Source organism: Sphingomonas sp. BRN-1R, assembly GCF_057748035.1.
Genome location: NZ_CM173236.1, coordinates 2,023,005 through 2,040,690 on the forward strand (window position 1 = coordinate 2,023,005; position 17,686 = coordinate 2,040,690).

17 protein-coding genes are annotated in these 17,686 nt (G+C 66.2%); 9 read left to right on the plus strand and 8 right to left on the minus strand.

Annotated features, from left to right (window positions below):
* Nucleotides 1-1,371, plus strand: a complete 1,371-nt coding sequence (locus tag AC3ANX_RS09310; RefSeq protein WP_488336716.1) for a cryptochrome/photolyase family protein — start codon at nucleotides 1-3, stop codon at nucleotides 1,369-1,371.
* Between the two features lie 42 nt (nucleotides 1,372-1,413).
* Nucleotides 1,414-2,688 carry a class I SAM-dependent methyltransferase gene (locus tag AC3ANX_RS09315; RefSeq protein ID WP_488336717.1) on the plus strand — a complete coding sequence of 425 codons (1,275 nt, stop codon included), beginning with the start codon at nucleotides 1,414-1,416 and terminating at the stop codon, nucleotides 2,686-2,688.
* A gap of 103 nt (nucleotides 2,689-2,791) precedes the next feature.
* On the opposite strand, the gene AC3ANX_RS09320 is transcribed toward AC3ANX_RS09315, so the two are convergent.
* Together AC3ANX_RS09320 and purF are read right to left on the minus strand one after the other, a co-directional pair.
* Nucleotides 2,792-3,505, minus strand: a complete 714-nt coding sequence (locus AC3ANX_RS09320) for an SDR family NAD(P)-dependent oxidoreductase (RefSeq protein ID WP_488336718.1) — start codon at nucleotides 3,503-3,505, stop codon at nucleotides 2,792-2,794.
* A 58-nt stretch (nucleotides 3,506-3,563) separates the two neighbouring features.
* The gene (gene purF / locus AC3ANX_RS09325; protein ID WP_488336719.1) at nucleotides 3,564-5,030 is read right to left on the minus strand and encodes an amidophosphoribosyltransferase; all 1,467 of its coding nucleotides are present in this window, start codon (nucleotides 5,028-5,030) and stop codon (nucleotides 3,564-3,566) included.
* Between the two features lie 243 nt (nucleotides 5,031-5,273).
* Here purF and hisI point away from each other — a divergent pair, with 243 nt between their 5' ends.
* Together hisI and AC3ANX_RS09335 are read left to right on the plus strand one after the other, a co-directional pair.
* Complete coding sequence (hisI, locus tag AC3ANX_RS09330) at nucleotides 5,274-5,636, plus strand: phosphoribosyl-AMP cyclohydrolase (protein ID WP_488336720.1); 363 nt, start codon at nucleotides 5,274-5,276, stop codon at nucleotides 5,634-5,636.
* The gene (locus AC3ANX_RS09335; protein ID WP_488336721.1) at nucleotides 5,633-6,136 is read left to right on the plus strand and encodes a hypothetical protein; all 504 of its coding nucleotides are present in this window, start codon (nucleotides 5,633-5,635) and stop codon (nucleotides 6,134-6,136) included. The genes hisI and AC3ANX_RS09335 overlap by 4 nt, the downstream gene beginning before the upstream one ends.
* Before the next feature lie 10 nt (nucleotides 6,137-6,146).
* On the opposite strand, the gene AC3ANX_RS09340 is transcribed toward AC3ANX_RS09335, so the two are convergent.
* From AC3ANX_RS09340 to AC3ANX_RS09350, 3 genes are all read right to left on the minus strand, one after another.
* On the minus strand, nucleotides 6,147-7,454 hold the full coding sequence (locus tag AC3ANX_RS09340; protein WP_488336722.1) for a cell wall hydrolase: 1,308 nt from the start codon (nucleotides 7,452-7,454) through the stop codon (nucleotides 6,147-6,149).
* A 166-nt stretch (nucleotides 7,455-7,620) separates the two neighbouring features.
* Nucleotides 7,621-8,541, minus strand: a complete 921-nt coding sequence (gene cysK, locus AC3ANX_RS09345) for a cysteine synthase A (RefSeq protein WP_488336723.1) — start codon at nucleotides 8,539-8,541, stop codon at nucleotides 7,621-7,623.
* Nucleotides 8,538-9,839, minus strand: coding sequence for an MFS transporter (locus tag AC3ANX_RS09350; RefSeq protein WP_488336724.1), 1,302 nt, complete (start codon nucleotides 9,837-9,839; stop codon nucleotides 8,538-8,540). The genes cysK and AC3ANX_RS09350 overlap by 4 nt, the downstream gene beginning before the upstream one ends.
* 225 nt (nucleotides 9,840-10,064) lie before the next feature.
* Here AC3ANX_RS09350 and pdhA point away from each other — a divergent pair, with 225 nt between their 5' ends.
* Nucleotides 10,065-11,111 (plus strand): pyruvate dehydrogenase (acetyl-transferring) E1 component subunit alpha, encoded by a 1,047-nt coding sequence (gene pdhA, locus AC3ANX_RS09355; RefSeq protein WP_488336725.1) that lies wholly within the window; start codon nucleotides 10,065-10,067, stop codon nucleotides 11,109-11,111.
* A 1-nt stretch (nucleotide 11,112) separates the two neighbouring features.
* Nucleotides 11,113-12,537, plus strand: coding sequence for a pyruvate dehydrogenase complex E1 component subunit beta (locus AC3ANX_RS09360; RefSeq protein WP_488336726.1), 1,425 nt, complete (start codon nucleotides 11,113-11,115; stop codon nucleotides 12,535-12,537).
* 49 nt (nucleotides 12,538-12,586) lie between these two features.
* Here the strand turns inward: AC3ANX_RS09360 and AC3ANX_RS09365 are convergent, their stop codons facing one another.
* From AC3ANX_RS09365 to AC3ANX_RS09375, 3 genes are all read right to left on the minus strand, one after another.
* Nucleotides 12,587-13,243 (minus strand): TadE/TadG family type IV pilus assembly protein, encoded by a 657-nt coding sequence (locus tag AC3ANX_RS09365; RefSeq protein WP_488336727.1) that lies wholly within the window; start codon nucleotides 13,241-13,243, stop codon nucleotides 12,587-12,589.
* Nucleotides 13,244-13,314: 71 nt separating this feature from the next.
* Nucleotides 13,315-13,935: a TadE/TadG family type IV pilus assembly protein gene (locus tag AC3ANX_RS09370; RefSeq protein ID WP_488336728.1), complete on the minus strand. Its 621-nt coding sequence runs from the start codon at nucleotides 13,933-13,935 to the stop codon at nucleotides 13,315-13,317.
* Nucleotides 13,935-15,902 carry a TadE/TadG family type IV pilus assembly protein gene (locus AC3ANX_RS09375; RefSeq protein WP_488336729.1) on the minus strand — a complete coding sequence of 656 codons (1,968 nt, stop codon included), beginning with the start codon at nucleotides 15,900-15,902 and terminating at the stop codon, nucleotides 13,935-13,937. Before AC3ANX_RS09375 ends, AC3ANX_RS09370 begins: the two co-directional genes overlap by 1 nt.
* Before the next feature lie 128 nt (nucleotides 15,903-16,030).
* On the opposite strand from AC3ANX_RS09375, the gene AC3ANX_RS09380 reads away from it, so the two are divergent.
* The 3 genes from AC3ANX_RS09380 (at nucleotide 16,031) to AC3ANX_RS09390 (ending at nucleotide 17,685) form a co-directional block, all read left to right on the plus strand.
* Nucleotides 16,031-16,693, plus strand: a complete 663-nt coding sequence (locus AC3ANX_RS09380; protein WP_488336730.1) for a squalene/phytoene synthase family protein — start codon at nucleotides 16,031-16,033, stop codon at nucleotides 16,691-16,693.
* A 54-nt stretch (nucleotides 16,694-16,747) separates the two neighbouring features.
* Nucleotides 16,748-17,230, plus strand: a complete 483-nt coding sequence (locus AC3ANX_RS09385; protein WP_488336731.1) for an EF-hand domain-containing protein — start codon at nucleotides 16,748-16,750, stop codon at nucleotides 17,228-17,230.
* A 68-nt stretch (nucleotides 17,231-17,298) separates the two neighbouring features.
* Nucleotides 17,299-17,685 carry a hypothetical protein gene (locus AC3ANX_RS09390; RefSeq protein ID WP_488336732.1) on the plus strand — a complete coding sequence of 129 codons (387 nt, stop codon included), beginning with the start codon at nucleotides 17,299-17,301 and terminating at the stop codon, nucleotides 17,683-17,685.
* The last annotated feature ends 1 nt before the right edge of the window (nucleotide 17,686 follow it).

Sequence of the window (17,686 nt, forward strand, 5' to 3'; positions counted from 1 at the left end):
ATGACCACACCCACGATCCTCTGGCTGCGGCGCGACCTACGCCTCTCCGATCAGGCCGCGCTTGCCGCCGCCGCGCACGAAGGGCCGGTGATCCCGGTCTATATCCTCGACGATGAAACCCCGAAGCGCGACGCGATGGGCGGCGCTTCACGCTGGTGGCTGCACCATAGCCTCGCCGCGTTGGACGAGGCGCTTCGCAAAGCGGGCTCGCGGCTGATCCTGCGGCGCGGCCGCTCCGATGCGGTGCTGGCGGACCTCGCGGAGGAGACCGGGGCGACGCGCGTGCATTGCCTGCATCACTACGAGCCGTGGTGGCGCGCCGCCGAGGCGGCGGTGGCGAAGCGGCTCGACCTCGTCTGCCACGACGGCAACTATCTCGCGCCGCCGGGCTCGGTCACCACCGGCGGCGGTGCGTTGTACAAGATCTATACGCCGTTCTGGCGCGCGCTCCAGCAGCAGATGCCGCCGCCCGCGCCGCACCCTGCGCCGCACCATATCCCCGTGCCGACGCGCTGGCCGGGCAGCGACGCGCTCGGCGACTGGCGATTGCTGCCGACCAAACCCGACTGGTCGACCGGCTTCGACGTCTGGACGCCGGGCGAGGCGGCCGGGCACCGGCGGCTCAAGGCGTTCGTGGACGATGTCGCGGACTATGGCGAGACGCGCAACCTGCCCTCGGACGACGGCACGTCGCAACTCTCCCCCTATCTCCATTTCGGCGAGATCTCGCCCGCGCAGATCTGGCATGCGGTTGCCGATGCGGGCGGCTCGGCCGATGTGTACCTCAGCGAGATCGGCTGGCGTGATTTCGCACAGACGGTGATCCTGCAATTCCCCGACTATGCCACGAAGAATGCCCGCAGCGCCTTCGACACACTGCCGTGGCGCGACGGCAAAGCGGCTCGCGCGGACCTGCGCGCGTGGCAGCAGGGCCGCACCGGCTATCCGATTGTCGATGCGGGCATGCGTCAGCTCTGGACTATGGGCTGGATGCACAATCGCGTGCGGATGATCACCGCCTCTTTCCTCATCAAGCACCTGCTGATCGACTGGCGCGAGGGTGAGCGCTGGTTCTGGGACTGTCTGGTCGATGCCGACTACGGCAACAACTCGGTCAACTGGCAGTGGACCGCAGGCAGCGGGGTGGATTCGAACATGTTCCCGCGCATCATGGCGCCGCTGACCCAATCGAAGAAATTCGCGGCGGGCGACTATATCCGCCGTTGGGTGCCGGAACTTGCCGGGATCGGCGATGCAGCGATCCATGATCCGGAAGAATCCGGTTGTCGTCCAGCGGCTTATTCGGCGAAGCTCATCGGCCATCGCGAAGCGCGCGAGCGTGCGCTGGCGGCGTATCGGCAGACGAAATGAGGGCTTGTCGCGGCTCTGTCGTGCGGTGCATGAGCTGACGCCATGAATGCATCCGCGCCGCCGCCCCGCGGGCGCCAGCACGGCGCTCCCGATCCTCGTCGCAGCGCACGTCTTGATCCGCTGCTCGGCCAGTTTGGCGCGCTTTTTCACAAGATCCTCGATCGGATCGATGCCGGTCTGGCAGCGGGATCGATCGAAACCACTTTGCCCGACGGGCGTGTGCGGCTGCTCGGCGGTCGCGCGGCGGGGCCGCAGGCGATCGTCACGCTGGCGAGCTGGCGGTCGTTGCTGCGACTGGCGACGCGCGGGTCGGTTGGCTGGTATGTGGCGTGGTCGCTTGGCGAATGGTCGAGCCCCGATCCGGTGCTGTTGTTTGAGCTGTTCGTGCTCAATCGTACCACGCTCGGGAATGCCGGCCGCGCATCGGGGCTGACCAAGCGCGTGCAGCGGGTCTGGCATCGGCTGCACGCCAACAGCCGCAGGCGAGCGCGGCGGAACATCGAATTTCACTACGATCTTGGCAATGATTTCTACGGCTTATGGCTCGATCCTAGCATGAGCTATTCAAGCGCTCTGTTCGCGGAGCCACCATCTTCCGCCGAGCCGCTTGCCGAGGCGCAACACCGCAAGCTCGCCGCGATCCTCGAGCGTACCGCGACGGTGCCGGGCGATACCATCCTGGAGATCGGCTGCGGCTGGGGCTCGTTCGTGGAGGTGGCGGCGCGCGCCGGGCGCAAGGTGCATGGCATCACGCTTTCGCCCGAGCAGAAGCGTGCGGTGGAAACACGTGCCGCACGGCTCGGGCTCGACCATGTCACCACGTCGCTGACCGACTATCGCGATGTGACCGGCACCTATGATGCGGTCGCCAGTATCGAGATGGTCGAGGCGGTCGGCGAAGAATATTGGCCCGATTATCTCGCCGCGATCACGCGCGCGCTGAAGCCGGGCGGGCGGGCCGCGCTGCAATATATCGCGATCGATGACGCGATCTTCGAAGCGTATGCGCGCAACGTCGACTTCATCCAGCGCTATGTGTTTCCGGGCGGTATGCTTCTGTCCGAAAGCCGGTTCCGCGCGATCGCTGCCGAACACGGGTTGGCGTGGCAGGAGCGGCGCGGGTTCGGGCTGCACTATGCCGAAACGCTGCGGCGGTGGCGCGTGGCGTTCGATGCGGTGGTGGCAGAAGGGCTTTTGCCCGCGCGATTTGATCGCGATTTCATCGGCTTGTGGCGCTATTATCTGATGTATTGCGAAGGCGGGTTTCGGGGCGGCGGCATTGACGTCGCGCATGTGACGTTGGTCAAGACGGCTTGAACGTGCGGTGGTTCGAGGCGACGGGCGAAGGCAGTCGCAAACGCGATTGTCCGCGCGCGGCGCCAACCGGCCGCCGCTTCGTAGATTGTCTGCGACCTTCGCCCTAGGCTTCGAAGCGCTCGAAATGCCCGGTCGCGAAGTCCTCCGTCACCAGTGCGGCGATGCGTGCGCCGACCACCTCGGGTGCCTTGACCGACTCAGGGGCCTCACCGGGATAGGCACGCGCGCGCATCGCGGTGCGGGTCGCGCCGGGATCGAGGATCGCGGTGCGAACGGAGCTGATCTGCTCCATCTCGTCGCCATAAGACGCAACCAAGGTTTCGAAAGCCGCCTTCGACGCGCCGTACACGCCCCAATAGGCCCGCGGATTGCGTGCGACGCTTGAAGTCACGGCGATCACGCGCGCGCGCTTCGAGCGGCGCAGCATCGGGTCGAACGCGCCGATCAGCGCGGCCTGCGCGCTGACGTTGAGCGTGAGCACCTTGGCAAGCTCGCGCGGGTCGATCGCCGGCACCGCACCGAGCGTGCCGAGCATCGCTGCATTGAGCACCAGCACGTCGAGCGCCTGCCACCGCTCGCCAATCGCCGCCCCGAGGCGGGCAACGCTGTCGGTCTCGGTCAGGTCGAGCGGTGCGATCGTCGCCGATCCGCCCGCCGCAAAAATCTCGTCCTCGACCTTTTCCAGTGCCGTGCCGGTGCGCGCGGTCAGCACGACATGCGCACCCGCCGCCGCCAGCGCGCGGGCGGTCGCCGCGCCGATGCCGCGGCTCGCGCCGGTGACGAGGGCGAGCTGGTTGGCGAGCGGCTTGTCGGTCATGCATTCCCTCCGGATCGTTGCCGCAGCGAATGCACCACCGGCCCAGCCGGGACAAGCCTCAGACCACGCGTTCCGCCAGCAGCGCGAACTGATCGACCGAGGCGACCTCGTCCTGATCGGTCAGCGTGGTCGGGTAATCGCCGGTAAAGCACGCGTCGCAGTGGCTCGGCCGGATATCGGCGCGGCACGGCTCGCCAAGCGCCTTGTAGAGCCCGTCGATCGAGACGAACGCGAGGCTGTCGGCGTGGATGTACGCGTTCATTTCCGCCACGTTCTTGCTGTGCGCGAGCAGCTTGGCGCGCTCGGGCGTGTCGACGCCGTAATAGCAGCTATGCCGCGTCGGCGGGCTGGCGATGCGCATGTGCACCTCGGCCGCGCCGGCATCGCGCATCATCTGCACGATCTTCAGCGAAGTGGTGCCGCGCACGATTGAATCGTCGATCAGGATGATGCGCTTGCCCTCGATCAGCGCGCGGTTGGCGTTGTGCTTGAGCTTGACGCCGAGGTGACGGACTTCGTTGGTCGGCTGGATGAAGGTACGGCCGACATAATGCGAGCGGATGATGCCGAGTTCGAACGGCAGGCCCGATTGCTGGGCATAGCCGATCGCGGCGGGTACGCCCGAATCGGGAACCGGGATGACGAGATCGGCGTCGACCGGGCTCTCGATCGCCAATTGCGCGCCGATCGCCTTGCGCACCGAATAGATGCTCTGGCCGGCCGAGATCGAGTCGGGGCGCGAGAAATAGACGTGCTCGAAGATGCACGGGCGCGGCGACACGGGCGCGAACGGACGATGCGAGCTGATCTCTCCGCCCTTCACGATCACCAGCTCGCCGGGCTCGATGTCGCGCACATAGGTCGCGCCGACCACGTCGAGCGCCACGGTTTCGGAGGCGAAGATGATCGCCTCACCGACCTTGCCCATCACCAGCGGGCGAATGCCGAGCGGATCGCGGCACGCGATCATGCCTTCGGGCGTCATCACGATCAGCGAATAGGCACCCTCGACCTGCTTGAGCGCGTCGATGAACTTGTCGAGGAATGTCCGGTACTTGGACATGGCGACGAGGTGGATGATTGTCTCGGTGTCCGAGGTCGACTGGAAGATCGAACCGTTGCGGACGAGATCGCGCCGCAGCCGCATCGCGTTCGAGATATTGCCATTATGCGCGATCGCGAACCCGCCCGAAGCGAGATCGGCATAGAGCGGCTGGACGTTGCGCAGCGCGGTTTCGCCGGTAGTCGAGTAGCGGACGTGCCCGCACGCGACGTGACCGCGCAGCGGGACCATCACGTCCTCGCGGTCGAAATTGCCGGCGACGTGGCCCATGGCGCGATGCGTGTGGAAATCTACGCCGTCGAAGCTGGTGATGCCGGCCGCCTCCTGCCCGCGATGCTGTAGCGCATGCAGGCCGAGCGCGACGAGCCGCGCCCCATCGGGCGCCCCGGCAACGCCGAAGATTCCACACTCCTCGCGGAGCTTGTCGCCATCGGCGACATCGAACGGATTGGTTGTGAGCATGGCGCCCTTCGCAAGGGGGTGTGCGTAACGCCGCCCATATAGGGACAGGTCAAAGCTTTGTCGCGCTTTTGTCACATCGAAACCGTGGACGTTGGTCGCATCGGCGGAAAACCAGCGTTTCCGCGTGCGTTTTTCACGCTGATCCGTTCGCCAAAACCGAGCGGGCGTCCCCGGATTGTGTTCCTCGCGCCACAGTGATTCGCCAGCGCTTCCGCTCGGCCCGGCAGACGGCTATGGAGCCGCATGGCCGACCCCCGCGACACCACGCTCGTCCTCGATCCCAAATACGACGCCAACGGCCTCGTCACCGCAGTCGCCACCGATCGCGCATCGGGCACGCTGCTGATGGTCGCGCATATGAATGCCGAGGCGCTCGCCGCCACGATCGCGAGCGGAGAGGCGCATTTCTGGTCGCGCAGCCGCGCGAAGCTGTGGAAGAAGGGCGAGACCTCCGGCCACGTCCTCACCGTCCACGATATCCGCATCGACTGCGATCAGGATGCGGTATGGCTGATCGTCGATCCCGCAGGGCCTGCCTGCCACACCGGCGCGCCGAGCTGTTTCTACCGCCGCATCGACGGCGACCGGCTGATCCCCGCCGAATGAGGTTCGCGCTGGCGGCCGTGCTGCTGGTGACGGGCTGCTCGCGCGCCGCGCCGCCCGCCGCGAGCAACGTCGCCGCACCGACCGGGCTGGAAGCGGCGGCGATCGAGGCTGGGGTGATCCCCGACCCCAAGAACGCCGACATCACCGGGCTCTACACTCGCGAGACCGATCGCGTGTGCATCGTGCCGAGCGCGACGGCCTATCAGCTCGGCGTGTACGTCGATTACGGCGACCAGCAGCATTGCAGCGGGCTCGGCACCGTCACCCGCGTCGGCGAGACGTTGCACCTCGACTTCAGCGATGCGCAAGGATGCGCGTTCGAGGCGCGCTTCGAAGGCGACCGGATCGTGTTCCCCGGCACCGTGCCCGACGCGTGCCGCAAACTATGTTCGCAGCGCGCCTCGATCGCCGGGTTGATCGTCGATCAGCTAAGCAACTCCGCCTCCGAAGCCGCGACCCTGCGCGATGCGGGCGGGCGGCTGCTGTGCCCGAGCGGGTGATCCGCGCCGCTTAGAGGCTCTGCGCGGTAAGCGGCGAATCGGGCTTTGCCGGTGTCGCCGGTGCGCTTGGGGTCGCTCCCGAACCCGGCTTGCGGCGCACGCCGACCAAGCCGTCCGCCGTCGGCGCCGCGCTTGTGGACGGAACCTTGGTGGTATCCTTCGGCAACAGCACCTGCGTTTTCATGCACTGGGCGGGATCGGCCTGTTTGAAGGTCGCGCAGTTCCACAGCGCCTTGTCGTAATGATAGGTCCGGTCGCGCATGTAGCTGAACGCCATCGTGTCGATCTGCCCGGCGTCGAGCGGCATTGCGGTCGGGGTGCGTGCCTTGTCCGTCCATGCCATCAGCTTGCAGCGCGGTCGTTCGCCGCAAACCCGCGTGGCGAGCAGCGCAAACGACTCGGGCGGCAGGTGCGGGTCGATGGTGATGAGGAACGTCTCCGAGTCGTTGGGTAGCGGCGTCGGCATCGCCTCGGGCGTGAGCGCCGCCACCGCCATTTCGGCGACTGTCGCCTGCGCCTCGACCAGCGCCACACCGCTCTTGTGCGCGTCCGAATAGAGCGCCAGCGCCCTGATGAACGGCTCGTCCGAAGAGACGGTGCGGTTGAACGCGGGGGGGGTGCCCCACCAGCCGCTCCAGCGGAAGAACAAATGGGTATGCACCGCCGCGACCTTGTCGAGGCTCGACTGCCAGTAGGGCACCACCCAGTCGGTGTGGTAATGCGTCGAATAGCCGACCGCGGCGAACACCTGTCCGCCGAGCGACGCGGCAGCCTGCGTGCGGGCGCGCGCCCATTGCTCGGGTCGCCAGCCGTGGCGGATCAGCGCGCCGTCGCAGGTGAACGTGAACTGGCAGCCGGTGGTGCGCTCCGAACCCTGGAACACCACGCCGCAGATCGTCTTGGGGAAGGCGGGGTGACGCACGCGGTTGATGATGACCTGCCCGACGGCGCGCTGGCCCTCGTTGTCGTCACCCGCCTCGTAGAGCATCGCGGCGGCCATGCAATCGGTCGCGCGCGCCTGCTGGTCGGGCGTGCCGGCGAGGTGGAACGGGCGGGCCGCCGGGTTCGGATCGGTCGAGAAGGGCACGGTTGCGTTGAACGCGCGCGCGTCGGCGGGGGCGAGATCCTGGAAGGCGACCGGCTCGACCGGCGGCAACTCGGCCTTGGGGATGACGTGGCGGTGCGGCACCTTGATGGCGTGGCCGCGCACGAACACCACGCGCGGACCATAATGGACGATCAGCGCAGGCGTCACGATCGCGACGAGCGCGATCGCAAGCAGGATCAGCCGTAACGCGAGATCGTCCGGGCGGCGCACGTTCGAGATCGTCTTGCGCAGAAACCGCCGTGTCCGGCGCACGAGTCGACTAGAGGGCACGGACGATCATCACACGGTCGGGGAAACGCATGGCGCCCGATGCGCCGAACCGCCCCGCCCGGTCAACCTTTGTCGGCTGTCCCGAAGCGGGAGCGAACCGGCCCGATCAGGATTCGGGCAGGAACTCGGGCACCGACAGATAGCGCTCGCCAGTGTCGTAGTTGAAGCCGAGCACGCGCACGCCATCGGGCAGATCGGGCAGCTTCTGGAGGATCGCCGCGAGCGTGGCGCCAGACGAGATGCCGACCAGGATGCCCTCCTCGGTTGCCGAGCGGCGTGCCATGTCCTTGGCGACGGCGGCATCGACCTTGATCGCGCCGTCGATCGCCTGGGTGTGGAGGTTCGCCGGCACGAAACCTGCGCCGATGCCCTGGATCGGGTGCGGGCCCGGCTGGCCGCCCGATATGACCGGCGACGCATCGGGCTCGACCGCGAACACTTTGAGGTTGGGCCAGCTTTTCTTGAGCGTCTCGGCCACGCCGGTGATGTGCCCGCCGGTGCCGACGCCGGTGATGATGACGTCGATCGGCGAATCGGCGAAATCGTTGAGGATCTCCTGCGCGGTGGTGCGGACGTGGACGTCGATGTTGGCGGGGTTCTCGAACTGCTGCGGCATCCATGCGCCGGGCGTTTCCGACACGATCTGGAGCGCGCGTTCGATCGCGCCCTTCATGCCCTTCTCGCGCGGGGTCAGATCGAAGCTTGCGCCGTAAGCCAGCATCAGCCGGCGCCGCTCGATCGACATGCTCTCGGGCATGACGAGGATCAGCTTATAGCCCTTCACCGCCGCCACCATCGCGAGGCCGACGCCGGTGTTGCCGCTGGTCGGTTCGACGATCGTGCCGCCTGGGGCAAGCAGACCATCACGCTCGGCCGCCTCGACCATGGCGAGCGCGATGCGGTCCTTGATCGATCCGCCCGGGTTCGACCGTTCGGACTTGATCCACACCTCCTGATCCGGGAACAGCCGTTGCAGGCGGATGTGCGGCGTGTTGCCGATCGTCTCGAGGATCGTGCTGGCTTTCATGACTTGGCCTCCATCTCAAGGTCTGCGGCGTCGCGGAGCGACTTGGGCGGTTCGAACGTCTTCGCGTTCCTGATGCTCGGGAACAGATAGGACCACAGGATCGTCACCACAATCGCACCGCCGCCGCCGATCAGCACCGCGCCTACCGGCCCGAGCATCGCGGCAAGGAACCCCGATTCGGCCTCGCCCAACTCGTTCGAGGCGGAGATGGTAAGCTGCGACACCGCGCCGACGCGCCCGCGCTTGTCGTCGGGCGTGTAGAGCTGGATCAGCGAGGAGCGGATATAGACCGAGAACATGTCGGCCGCGCCCGCCAGCGCAAGCGCGCCAACGCTGAGCGGTATCCATGTCGATACGCCGAAGATCACCGTCGCCGTGCCATAGACCAGTACTGCGCCCAGCATCTTGACGCCGACATTGGTTTTGATCGGACGGAACGAGAAGAAAACCGCAACGATCATCGCCCCGATCGCGGGCGCGCCGACCAGCATGCTCAGCCCCTGCGGCCCGATCTTCAGGATATCGTGCGCGTAGATCGGCATCACCGCGCTGGTCCCGGCGAGGAACACCGCGAACAGATCGAGCGTGATCGCGCCGAGCACCAGCTTGTTCTGCCCGACATAGGCGAGCCCCTCGATGATCTGCTTGATCGGGTGATCCTTGCTGATCGCGACCGTACGCGGCACCTTGCCGATCAGCAGCATGCAGACCAGCGCAAGACCGAACAGCGCGGTCGACAGCACATAGGCGCCGTAAGGGGCGACCGAATAGGCGAAGCCGCCGATCGCCGGGCCGATGATCGCGCCGACCTGCCACGAGGTCGAGCTGAGCGCGATCGCGGTGGGCAGCGACTCGTGCGGAACCAGATTGGGGGCGAGCGCGCCGAACGCCGGCCCGGCGAACGCGCGGCCGATGCCGAGCAAAACCGCCACCGCGAAGATCACCGGCAGCGAGATCCAGCCCTCGATCGTCGAGACCGCGAGGATCGCCGCGCACAGCACCTGGAGCGTCAGCGTGACGCGCGTGATCATCCGTCGGTCGAACCGGTCGGCGACGAGGCCGGTGATCGGGGTCGAGATGAACAGCGGCAGGAACTGCAAAAGGCCGATCAGCCCGAGCTGCGCGGCCGACGCGCTCGGCGTCATTGTCGCCCTCGCGATCGTGTAGGTCTGCCAGCCGATCACCACGATCATCCCGTTCTGCGCCAGCGTCATGCAGAAGCGCGCCGCCCAGTAAGCGCGGAAATTGGCGATGCGCAGCGGGTGAACGGGGCGAAGCGGGTCGGGCGAGGGGGCCATTGTCTGCGGCAATAGGCCGAGCGACCCGTTCCGGGCAATCGACGATTGCCGTCGCCCAAGAAATATTCCTCCAAACCGCTCGGCATTCGGCCGCCGCCGATCCGGTCGCAGATGTTACGAGGTGGCGATTGTCGCACGGTAGCGGTTTCGGGCGATTGATGTTTTCACCGCAACCCGCCTATAGCGACCTCCTCCTCCCCCAAGGACAGATGAGGTTTCGATCACGTGGCAAAAGCCCCAGCGACCAGAACAGCCGAGCCGCCCGCGACCAATCGCGAGCGTCCCAACGAGCCGACGCCCTATGCGGCCTCGAAGGACGAGCTGCTCGACTTCTACAAGCAGATGCTCCTGATCCGCCGCTTCGAAGAAAAGGCCGGACAGCTCTACGGGCTCGGCTTCATCGGCGGCTTCTGCCACCTGTATATCGGCCAGGAAGCGGTCGCGGTCGGCCTTCAGTCGGCGCTCGACGGCGAGAAGGACTCGGTCATCACCGGGTATCGCGATCATGGCCACATGCTCGCCTACGGCATCGATCCCAAGGTCATCATGGCCGAGTTGACCGGCCGCGCCGCCGGCATCTCGAAGGGCAAGGGCGGGTCGATGCACATGTTCTCGACCGAGAAGAAGTTCTACGGCGGCCACGGCATCGTCGGCGCGCAGGTGTCGCTCGGCGCCGGCCTCGCGTTCAAGCACAAGTATAGCGGCGACGGTGGCGTCGCGATGGCCTATTTCGGCGACGGCGCGGCCAACCAGGGCCAGGTCTATGAGTCGTTCAACATGGCCGAGCTGTGGAAGCTCCCGATCATCTTCGTGATCGAGAACAACCAGTATGCGATGGGCACCAGCGTCAATCGCGCGTCGTCGGAGGACCAGTTCTACAAGCGTGGTGAAAGTTTCCGCATCCCCGGCATCCAGGTCGACGGTATGGACGTGCTGGCGTGCCGTGGCGCCGCCGAGGAAGCGCTGGCATGGGTGCGCAGCGGCAAGGGGCCGATCATCCTTGAGATGAAGACCTATCGTTACCGTGGCCACTCGATGTCCGATCCGGCCAAATACCGCAGCCGCGACGAAGTGCAGGCAGTGCGCGACAATTCCGACCCGATCGAGCACGTGAAGAAGCTGCTCGAGGAGCAGGGCGTGGTCGAGGACGAGCTGAAGACGATCGAGCAGGCGATCCGCAAGACGGTGAACGAAGCCGCCGACTTCGCCGAGCAGACGCCCGAGCCGGATCCGGCCGAATTGTACACCGACGTGCTGGTGGAGCGCTACTGAGATGCCGATCGAGATCAAGATGCCCGCGCTTTCCCCGACGATGGAGGAAGGCACGCTCGCCAAGTGGCTCATCAAGGAAGGCGACACCGTCAAGTCCGGCGACATCATGGCCGAAATCGAGACCGACAAGGCGACCATGGAGTTCGAAGCGGTCGATGAAGGCACCGTGGGCCGCATCCTCGTCGCCGAAGGCACCGAGGGCGTGAAGGTCGGCACCGTTATCGCGCAGTTGCTGGGCGAGGGCGAGGAGGCCGGTGCGGAACCCGCGCCCGCCGCCGCGAACGAGCAGGCTGCCGAGAGCGCACCGCCGGCCGCGCCGAAGGGCGAGACCGAAACCGGCCCGAGCCCGGCGCAAGACAAGGTCGAGACCGGCGCGCGCCAGTTGTTCGAGGCTGCGAAGAACGATTCGCAGGTCGCCGACCCCGCGCTGCCCGAGGGCACCGAGATGGTCCGCATCACGCTGCGCGAAGCGCTGCGCGACGCGATGGCCGAGGAAATGCGCTCCGACGACCGTGTCTTCGTGATGGGCGAGGAAGTCGCGCAGTATCAGGGCGCGTACAAGGTGACGCAAGGGTTGCTCGACGAGTTCGGCGAGCGCCGCGTGATCGACACGCCGATTACCGAATACGGCTTTGCCGGCATCGGCACGGGCGCGGCGATGGGCGGGTTGAAGCCGATCGTCGAGTTCATGACGTTCAACTTCGCGATGCAGGCGATCGACCACATCATCAACTCGGCCGCCAAGACCAACTACATGTCGGGCGGCCAGATGCGCTGTCCGATCGTGTTCCGTGGTCCCAATGGCGCCGCCAGCCGCGTCGGTGCGCAGCATTCGCAGAACTACGGGCCGTGGTATGCGAGCGTGCCGGGCCTGATCGTGATCGCGCCCTACGATGCGGCCGACGCCAAGGGTCTGCTCAAGGCGGCGATCCGCAGCGAGGATCCGGTCGTGTTCCTCGAGAACGAGCTGCTCTACGGTCGCACGTTCGAAGTGCCCAAGCTCGACGATTACGTGCTGCCGATCGGCAAGGCGCGGATCATGCGGCCGGGCAAGGACGTCACCATCGTCAGCTATTCGATCGGCGTCGGTCTCGCGCTCGAAGCCGCCGAGACGCTGGCGAAGGAAGGCATCGACGCGGAAGTGGTCGATCTGCGCACGTTGCGCCCGCTCGACAAGGCGACCGTGCTCAAGAGTCTCAAGAAGACCAACCGCATGGTCGTGGTCGAAGAAGGCTGGGCGACCTGTTCGATCGCGTCGGAAATCGCCGCGATCGCGATGGAGGAAGGCTTCGACGATCTCGACGCGCCGGTGCTGCGCGTCGCCAACGAGGACGTGCCGCTGCCCTACGCGGCCAACCTCGAAAAGCTTGCGCTGGTCGACGCCGCGAAGATCGTCGCGGCGGTGAAGAAAGTGACGTACCGCTGAGGATGCGGCGGGTGGTCCGGTGAGGGCCACCCGTCACGCCTGCCGCCGATCAGCTCGTATAGAGGTTGCAGGTCGAGCGCGTTGTACCAGGATAGATCTGCGTATAATCGCGGCGATCGCGCACCACGTATGACGCGGTGAAGTGGATACGCTGCGGTTGCGTCAGCCACGTGCCGAATAGCGGCGTGGTGAGATAGTTTATCTCGACGAACATGACGCCTGCGCCGCTTGGCGCATTCACCTGGGCACCGGCGTCGCCCATGCCACTGGCGACGGTGGTGCCCGCGTTGGCCGAGTCGGTGGTGGTGCCAGCCGTCGTCGTCGTTGTCCCGTAGCTCGAATCGTAACCGGTGCCACCTTTCGCGCCGATACAACGCTGCCAGTGGATGCGCTGTACCGGGGCGCCGTTGTTGGCGGTATCGTAGCTTTGCGCGACGTTCTCCAGGCTCGACAGGATGATGCGCCCGTTGGTCGTCAGGTTGATGCCCTGACCCTGATATCGTGCCGCCTGAAGAATATCGTTCACATCGACTTCACGCATCTGCTGCGTCGACAAGCTGCTGTAGGTGCCCACGCGCGACGCATTGTCGGCGAGGTTGAGCGCGATCTGGCTGACCTTCATGTTGACGAGCGCAAGGTTGGCCAGTTCGATGCCGTAGCAGCCGATGCCGATCACGATCGGCGCGGTGAACGCGAATTCAAGCATGGCCAAACCGCGACGATCGTTCCGCAGCCGGCGCGCGAAAGTGCGAAGGGGCAGGAGGCGAGCGACGTTGATCATGTGCATACCGTTGTATTGGTGGTCGTCTGCGCGGCGTAAGGCTGGTTCTTGAGCAAGGTGGTTGCGGTGATCGTCTGGGTCTTCGGCCAGTTGAACAGCCCCGCGACCGGGAAGATGCGGGGATAGGTGATGCTCATCGTATAGAGCGTCACCGCACTCGCGCCGCCTTGGCCGACCGTGGCGGGGTCGGTATCCCAGGTGCCGTTGCCGTTCTCGTCGGTGAAGCACTCACCCGGATCGCGCACGCCGTTCTTGTTGCTATCGGTGAACGGCTCGGGCGTTCCGACTTCGCTGAACGTATCGTAGCTCTTGCGGGTCGAACACCACGTCGCCGCGACTCCGGTTGGAGCGCAGTTGTTGGCGAGGTTCTTGATGAGTGGCACCATCAGCGTCACGACCTTGCCGTCGATAGTGTCTGTCGTCGCGGCGCCGCCCTCAATGCCTGAATCGCGCGCGGCCTTCTGCACCGCACCGCTCAGCATCAACTGGGTGTACCCCTGGTACAACAGGTCGCCGAGCCCCATCATCAGCAGCAGCATGACCGGGGCGACCAAGGCGAACTCGAGCAGTGCCGCACCACGTCGATCGCTCGCCAGGCGGGTGATCAGCCGCCGCATCACTTGGTGATCCGCAGCATCGCGAGGTGCTGTGCGATCGAGGTGAACGCCGCGGACAGGCCGCTACCGCTCGTCGTATAGAGCGCCTGATTGCTCGTCGTCGCGCAGGTCTGCATCGGCGTGGATGCGCTCGAGTCGATCGACACCGTCCAGATGTCGATGTTCCGCGCCTTGGCGGCGGCACATGCGGCGAGGAACCGGTAGTTGTGATAGTTGGTCAGGTTGGACTGACCGGCGGTGCCGAGGACGCGGTGATCGTATGCCTCCACGCCGTACATGCTGTACGAACCGGCGTTCGGCGCCATGTCACCGTCGGTCATGAACACGATCACGCGGTTGGGCGCATTGCGCCCGGGCCAGGTCGCGGTATCGTCCGCCCAGGCGCCGCTCGGCGAGATCAGGCGGCTGCCCCAGATCATGCCGGTATCGTGATAGGTGCCGCCGATCGGCACGAAGTCGGTCGCGTACAGATAATTGTACACGTCGCTTCGCGCCATCGTGCCGAGCCGCTTCACCGGCTTGCCGCAAGCGATATAGCCCGACTTCATCCGGCTTGGATCGGCGTAGTTGATGTTGGTGCCGTCGTCACCTTTGCTGGTATCGGTCGCATCGTTCGACGTGCTGTTGTTGTTCCGCATGTATTCGAGTTCGGCCATCTGCGGCCGCCAGCGTTTGTCGCCGGTAGGCTTCAGATCGGGGTCGAGTTCGGATGGCAGATTGGAAGTCGTGAAGCTGGTCTGGCCGGGGTTGTCGACCGTCGTCTCCACGCAGCCGAGCCACTTCATCGTCGAGCCGTTGACCTTGCTCGGATCAGTTACCGTATTTCCGGCGATGAGTTGGCTGACATCGAAAGTCCAGCCGGTTTTTGGATACTCCCACTTCGGCCCGAGTGTATCCACTCTCAAAACGCAATAGCTGGAGCCGTTCACCGTCTTCCAATAATAATACGTATTCGTGGCAGTACCTGAGGACGTGTAGGTCAACGGCGTGGACGGACTCCGCACCGCCGTGCCTGTGCACGCCGTTTGGGATCGGTTGTTGGGCGTGCTGTCAGACGTGGACGCCACATAATCGTCAATGACGTGGCGGCTCTGATATGTGGCGTAGTCCGACGATCCGTTCGAGCCGACCAGATAGCTCGACGATTTGTCGAGGATCGCCTGTCCTGCGTTGACCGACGAGGTGTACGTCACGAAGCCGTAACGCACGTGCGTCGACGGATCAGCATTCGCCGCGAAGGTATCGAAGAAGCTCAGCACACCCTGCCGCAAAGCCTCGATCCGCGACCCCGATCGCTCCGGTACGGAATAGGCCGTCCCGCCAGCATACCCCGACACGCCGCCACTGCCGCTCGGGCGCGTATAGCTGCTGTTGCCCGCAGCGTTGACGTAGCTCGAACAGGCGGAGTCGCTGTCGGAGGGCAGGCACGCCATCGAACCGGTCGTATCGAGCACGAACATCACGTCGGTATCGGCGACATCGTAGCGCGCCTGACATGTGACGGCGATGGTGCTGCTGGTGAAGCCGAACATCTTCATGATCGTCATCGGCACGCTTATCGAGGCGGTGCCGGCGACCTGACTGTCGCTCGTTTTCGTCGGCGTGAAGGGGTAGGGCGTCGTCGTCGCGGTGAAGGCGGGCGTGCCCATCCAGCCGCTCTTGAAATTGTTGGCGAAGAACGCCTTGGCCTGCGCGATCGCATTGTCGTCCAGCGGCGTGCTGGCGTCAGTATCCGTCATGAACTTGCGCCCGGCGAGCGCGCCTGCGTCGCACGCCTGTTGCAGCCGTACCTTGACGATATACAGCCGCCCGACGTCGATCGCGGAGCCGGCGAGCGCGCAGAGCGGCACCAGGAACGCCGCCATCATCGCGATCGTGTTGCCACGCGTGTCGTGTGCGAGGCGGGTGAGGAAACCCCCGCGTTGCACGCCCCGATTGTCGCACGACTTCACCATGATTCGACCCACGCTTCACGCCCCGATACAATCCCGATCGCGGCGTGTAGCGGCAGACCCGATAAGCCCGGCTCAAGCGATATGGTGAATGCCGCGTTAACCTCTGGACTGCGCGGACCGGGCGGGGGTAGGACGTTGCCATGCAAGCCGATCCGGAGCGCGCGCTCGCGCTCGATTATGCCCCCGCCGGCGCCCGTGCGGCGCTGCACGCGCTGTTCGCGCTCGACGATACGCTCGCGCAGGTGCCGCGCACCACTACGGAGCCGATCATCGGCCAGATGCGGCTGGCATGGTGGCATGATGCCTTGCAGCGGCTCGATACGGCTGCCCCGCCTGCACAACCGGTGTTGCAGGCACTCGCCGACGCAGTGCTGCCGCGCGGCGTATCGGGCCGGACGCTCGCCGAACTCGTCGTCGGTTGGGAGGCGCTGATCGAGGCGGAGACGGTCGATGCCGCGACGATGGCGGCGCACGCCGATGCGCGCGGTGCGGGGCTGTTCACCGCCGCAGCCGTGCTGCTCGGCGGCGCCGATCCGCGCGTGGCGGCGGCGGGGCGTGGCTGGGCGCTCGCGGATCTGTCGCGACACCTGCGGTCGGCAGATGCGGCGCGGGTGGCGAACGGACTTGCTGCGACCGCGCTGGACGAGGGACTGGCGGGGCGCTGGCCGGTGGCGCTGCGTCCGCTCGGCGCGCTGGCGCACCGCGCGCGGATGAACCTGGCGATCCCCACCGATGCGCCGATCCCGGCGGGCGCGCCGCGTCGTGTCGCGCGCATGCTTTTCCACCGTATGACCGGCCGCTGAGACTTTCGCCCGGCCGCCTCACCCGGTAGCGTAGGCGGCGAGGGGGATTCGAACATGTGGCGGTATCTGGCAGGGGGGCTGGCGGCATTGCTGCTGCTGGCGGCGGGGTTCATCTATGTGACGGGGCGGGGCGGCGCGGTTCCGGTACTGCCACTCACCGCGGCGCAGGCGGCTCCGCCCGCAGCGCAAACCGATGCGCCGCTGCCCGACAGCGTTCCCGAGGCTAGCGAGAAGACGCGCGAGCAGAAGCGGCTTGCCCGCTACGACAAGGATCATGACGGCAGCGTGACCCGCGAGGAATATCTCGCGCCGCGCCGCAAGGCGTTCGCCAAGCTCGACCTCAACCACGACGGCCAGCTTTCGTTCGACGAATGGGCGGCGAAGACCGAAGCGAAGTTCGCCACCGCCGACGCCGACAAATCCGGCGCGATGAACGCCGCCGAGTTCGCCACCACCGCGCCCAAGCGCAAGGCGAAGGTGCGCGCGCGCTGCCCCGAGAACCAGCAGACCGCGCCCGCGAAGGACGATGATAGCTGACCTTTGTTGTTGAGAATCGTTCGCAACTACTATAGAAGCGGCGCGACGGACAACGAGAGGAGACGGTGATGGTCGGCGCGGTTGCCCAGCCCATGATGGCCTCGCCTCCGCTGTCGCGTGCCGATCTGATCCGGCTGGCGATGCGATGCTGGCGCGGCGCGCGCGATGCGGGTGCGCCGGTGCAGCGGCGGCTTTACGCCGTGCTTGCGCAGGTCGAGTCTGGCGTGCTCGCGCCGGTGTTCGACGCGCTGCTGGTGGCGTGCGAGGCGGCGCTCGGCCGGCGGATCGAGACCGGCACCGCGAGCGCGCCTTCGACCGACGAGCAACTCGTGCTGGCGATGCTCGACGGCAGCCGCACGCCGCGCGCCTGTGTTGAGTGCGATGCGCAGGCCGCCTCCGTGCTCGACTGCGCGATCTGCTCGACGCGGATCATGCTGGCCTTGGCACGTGGCTGAA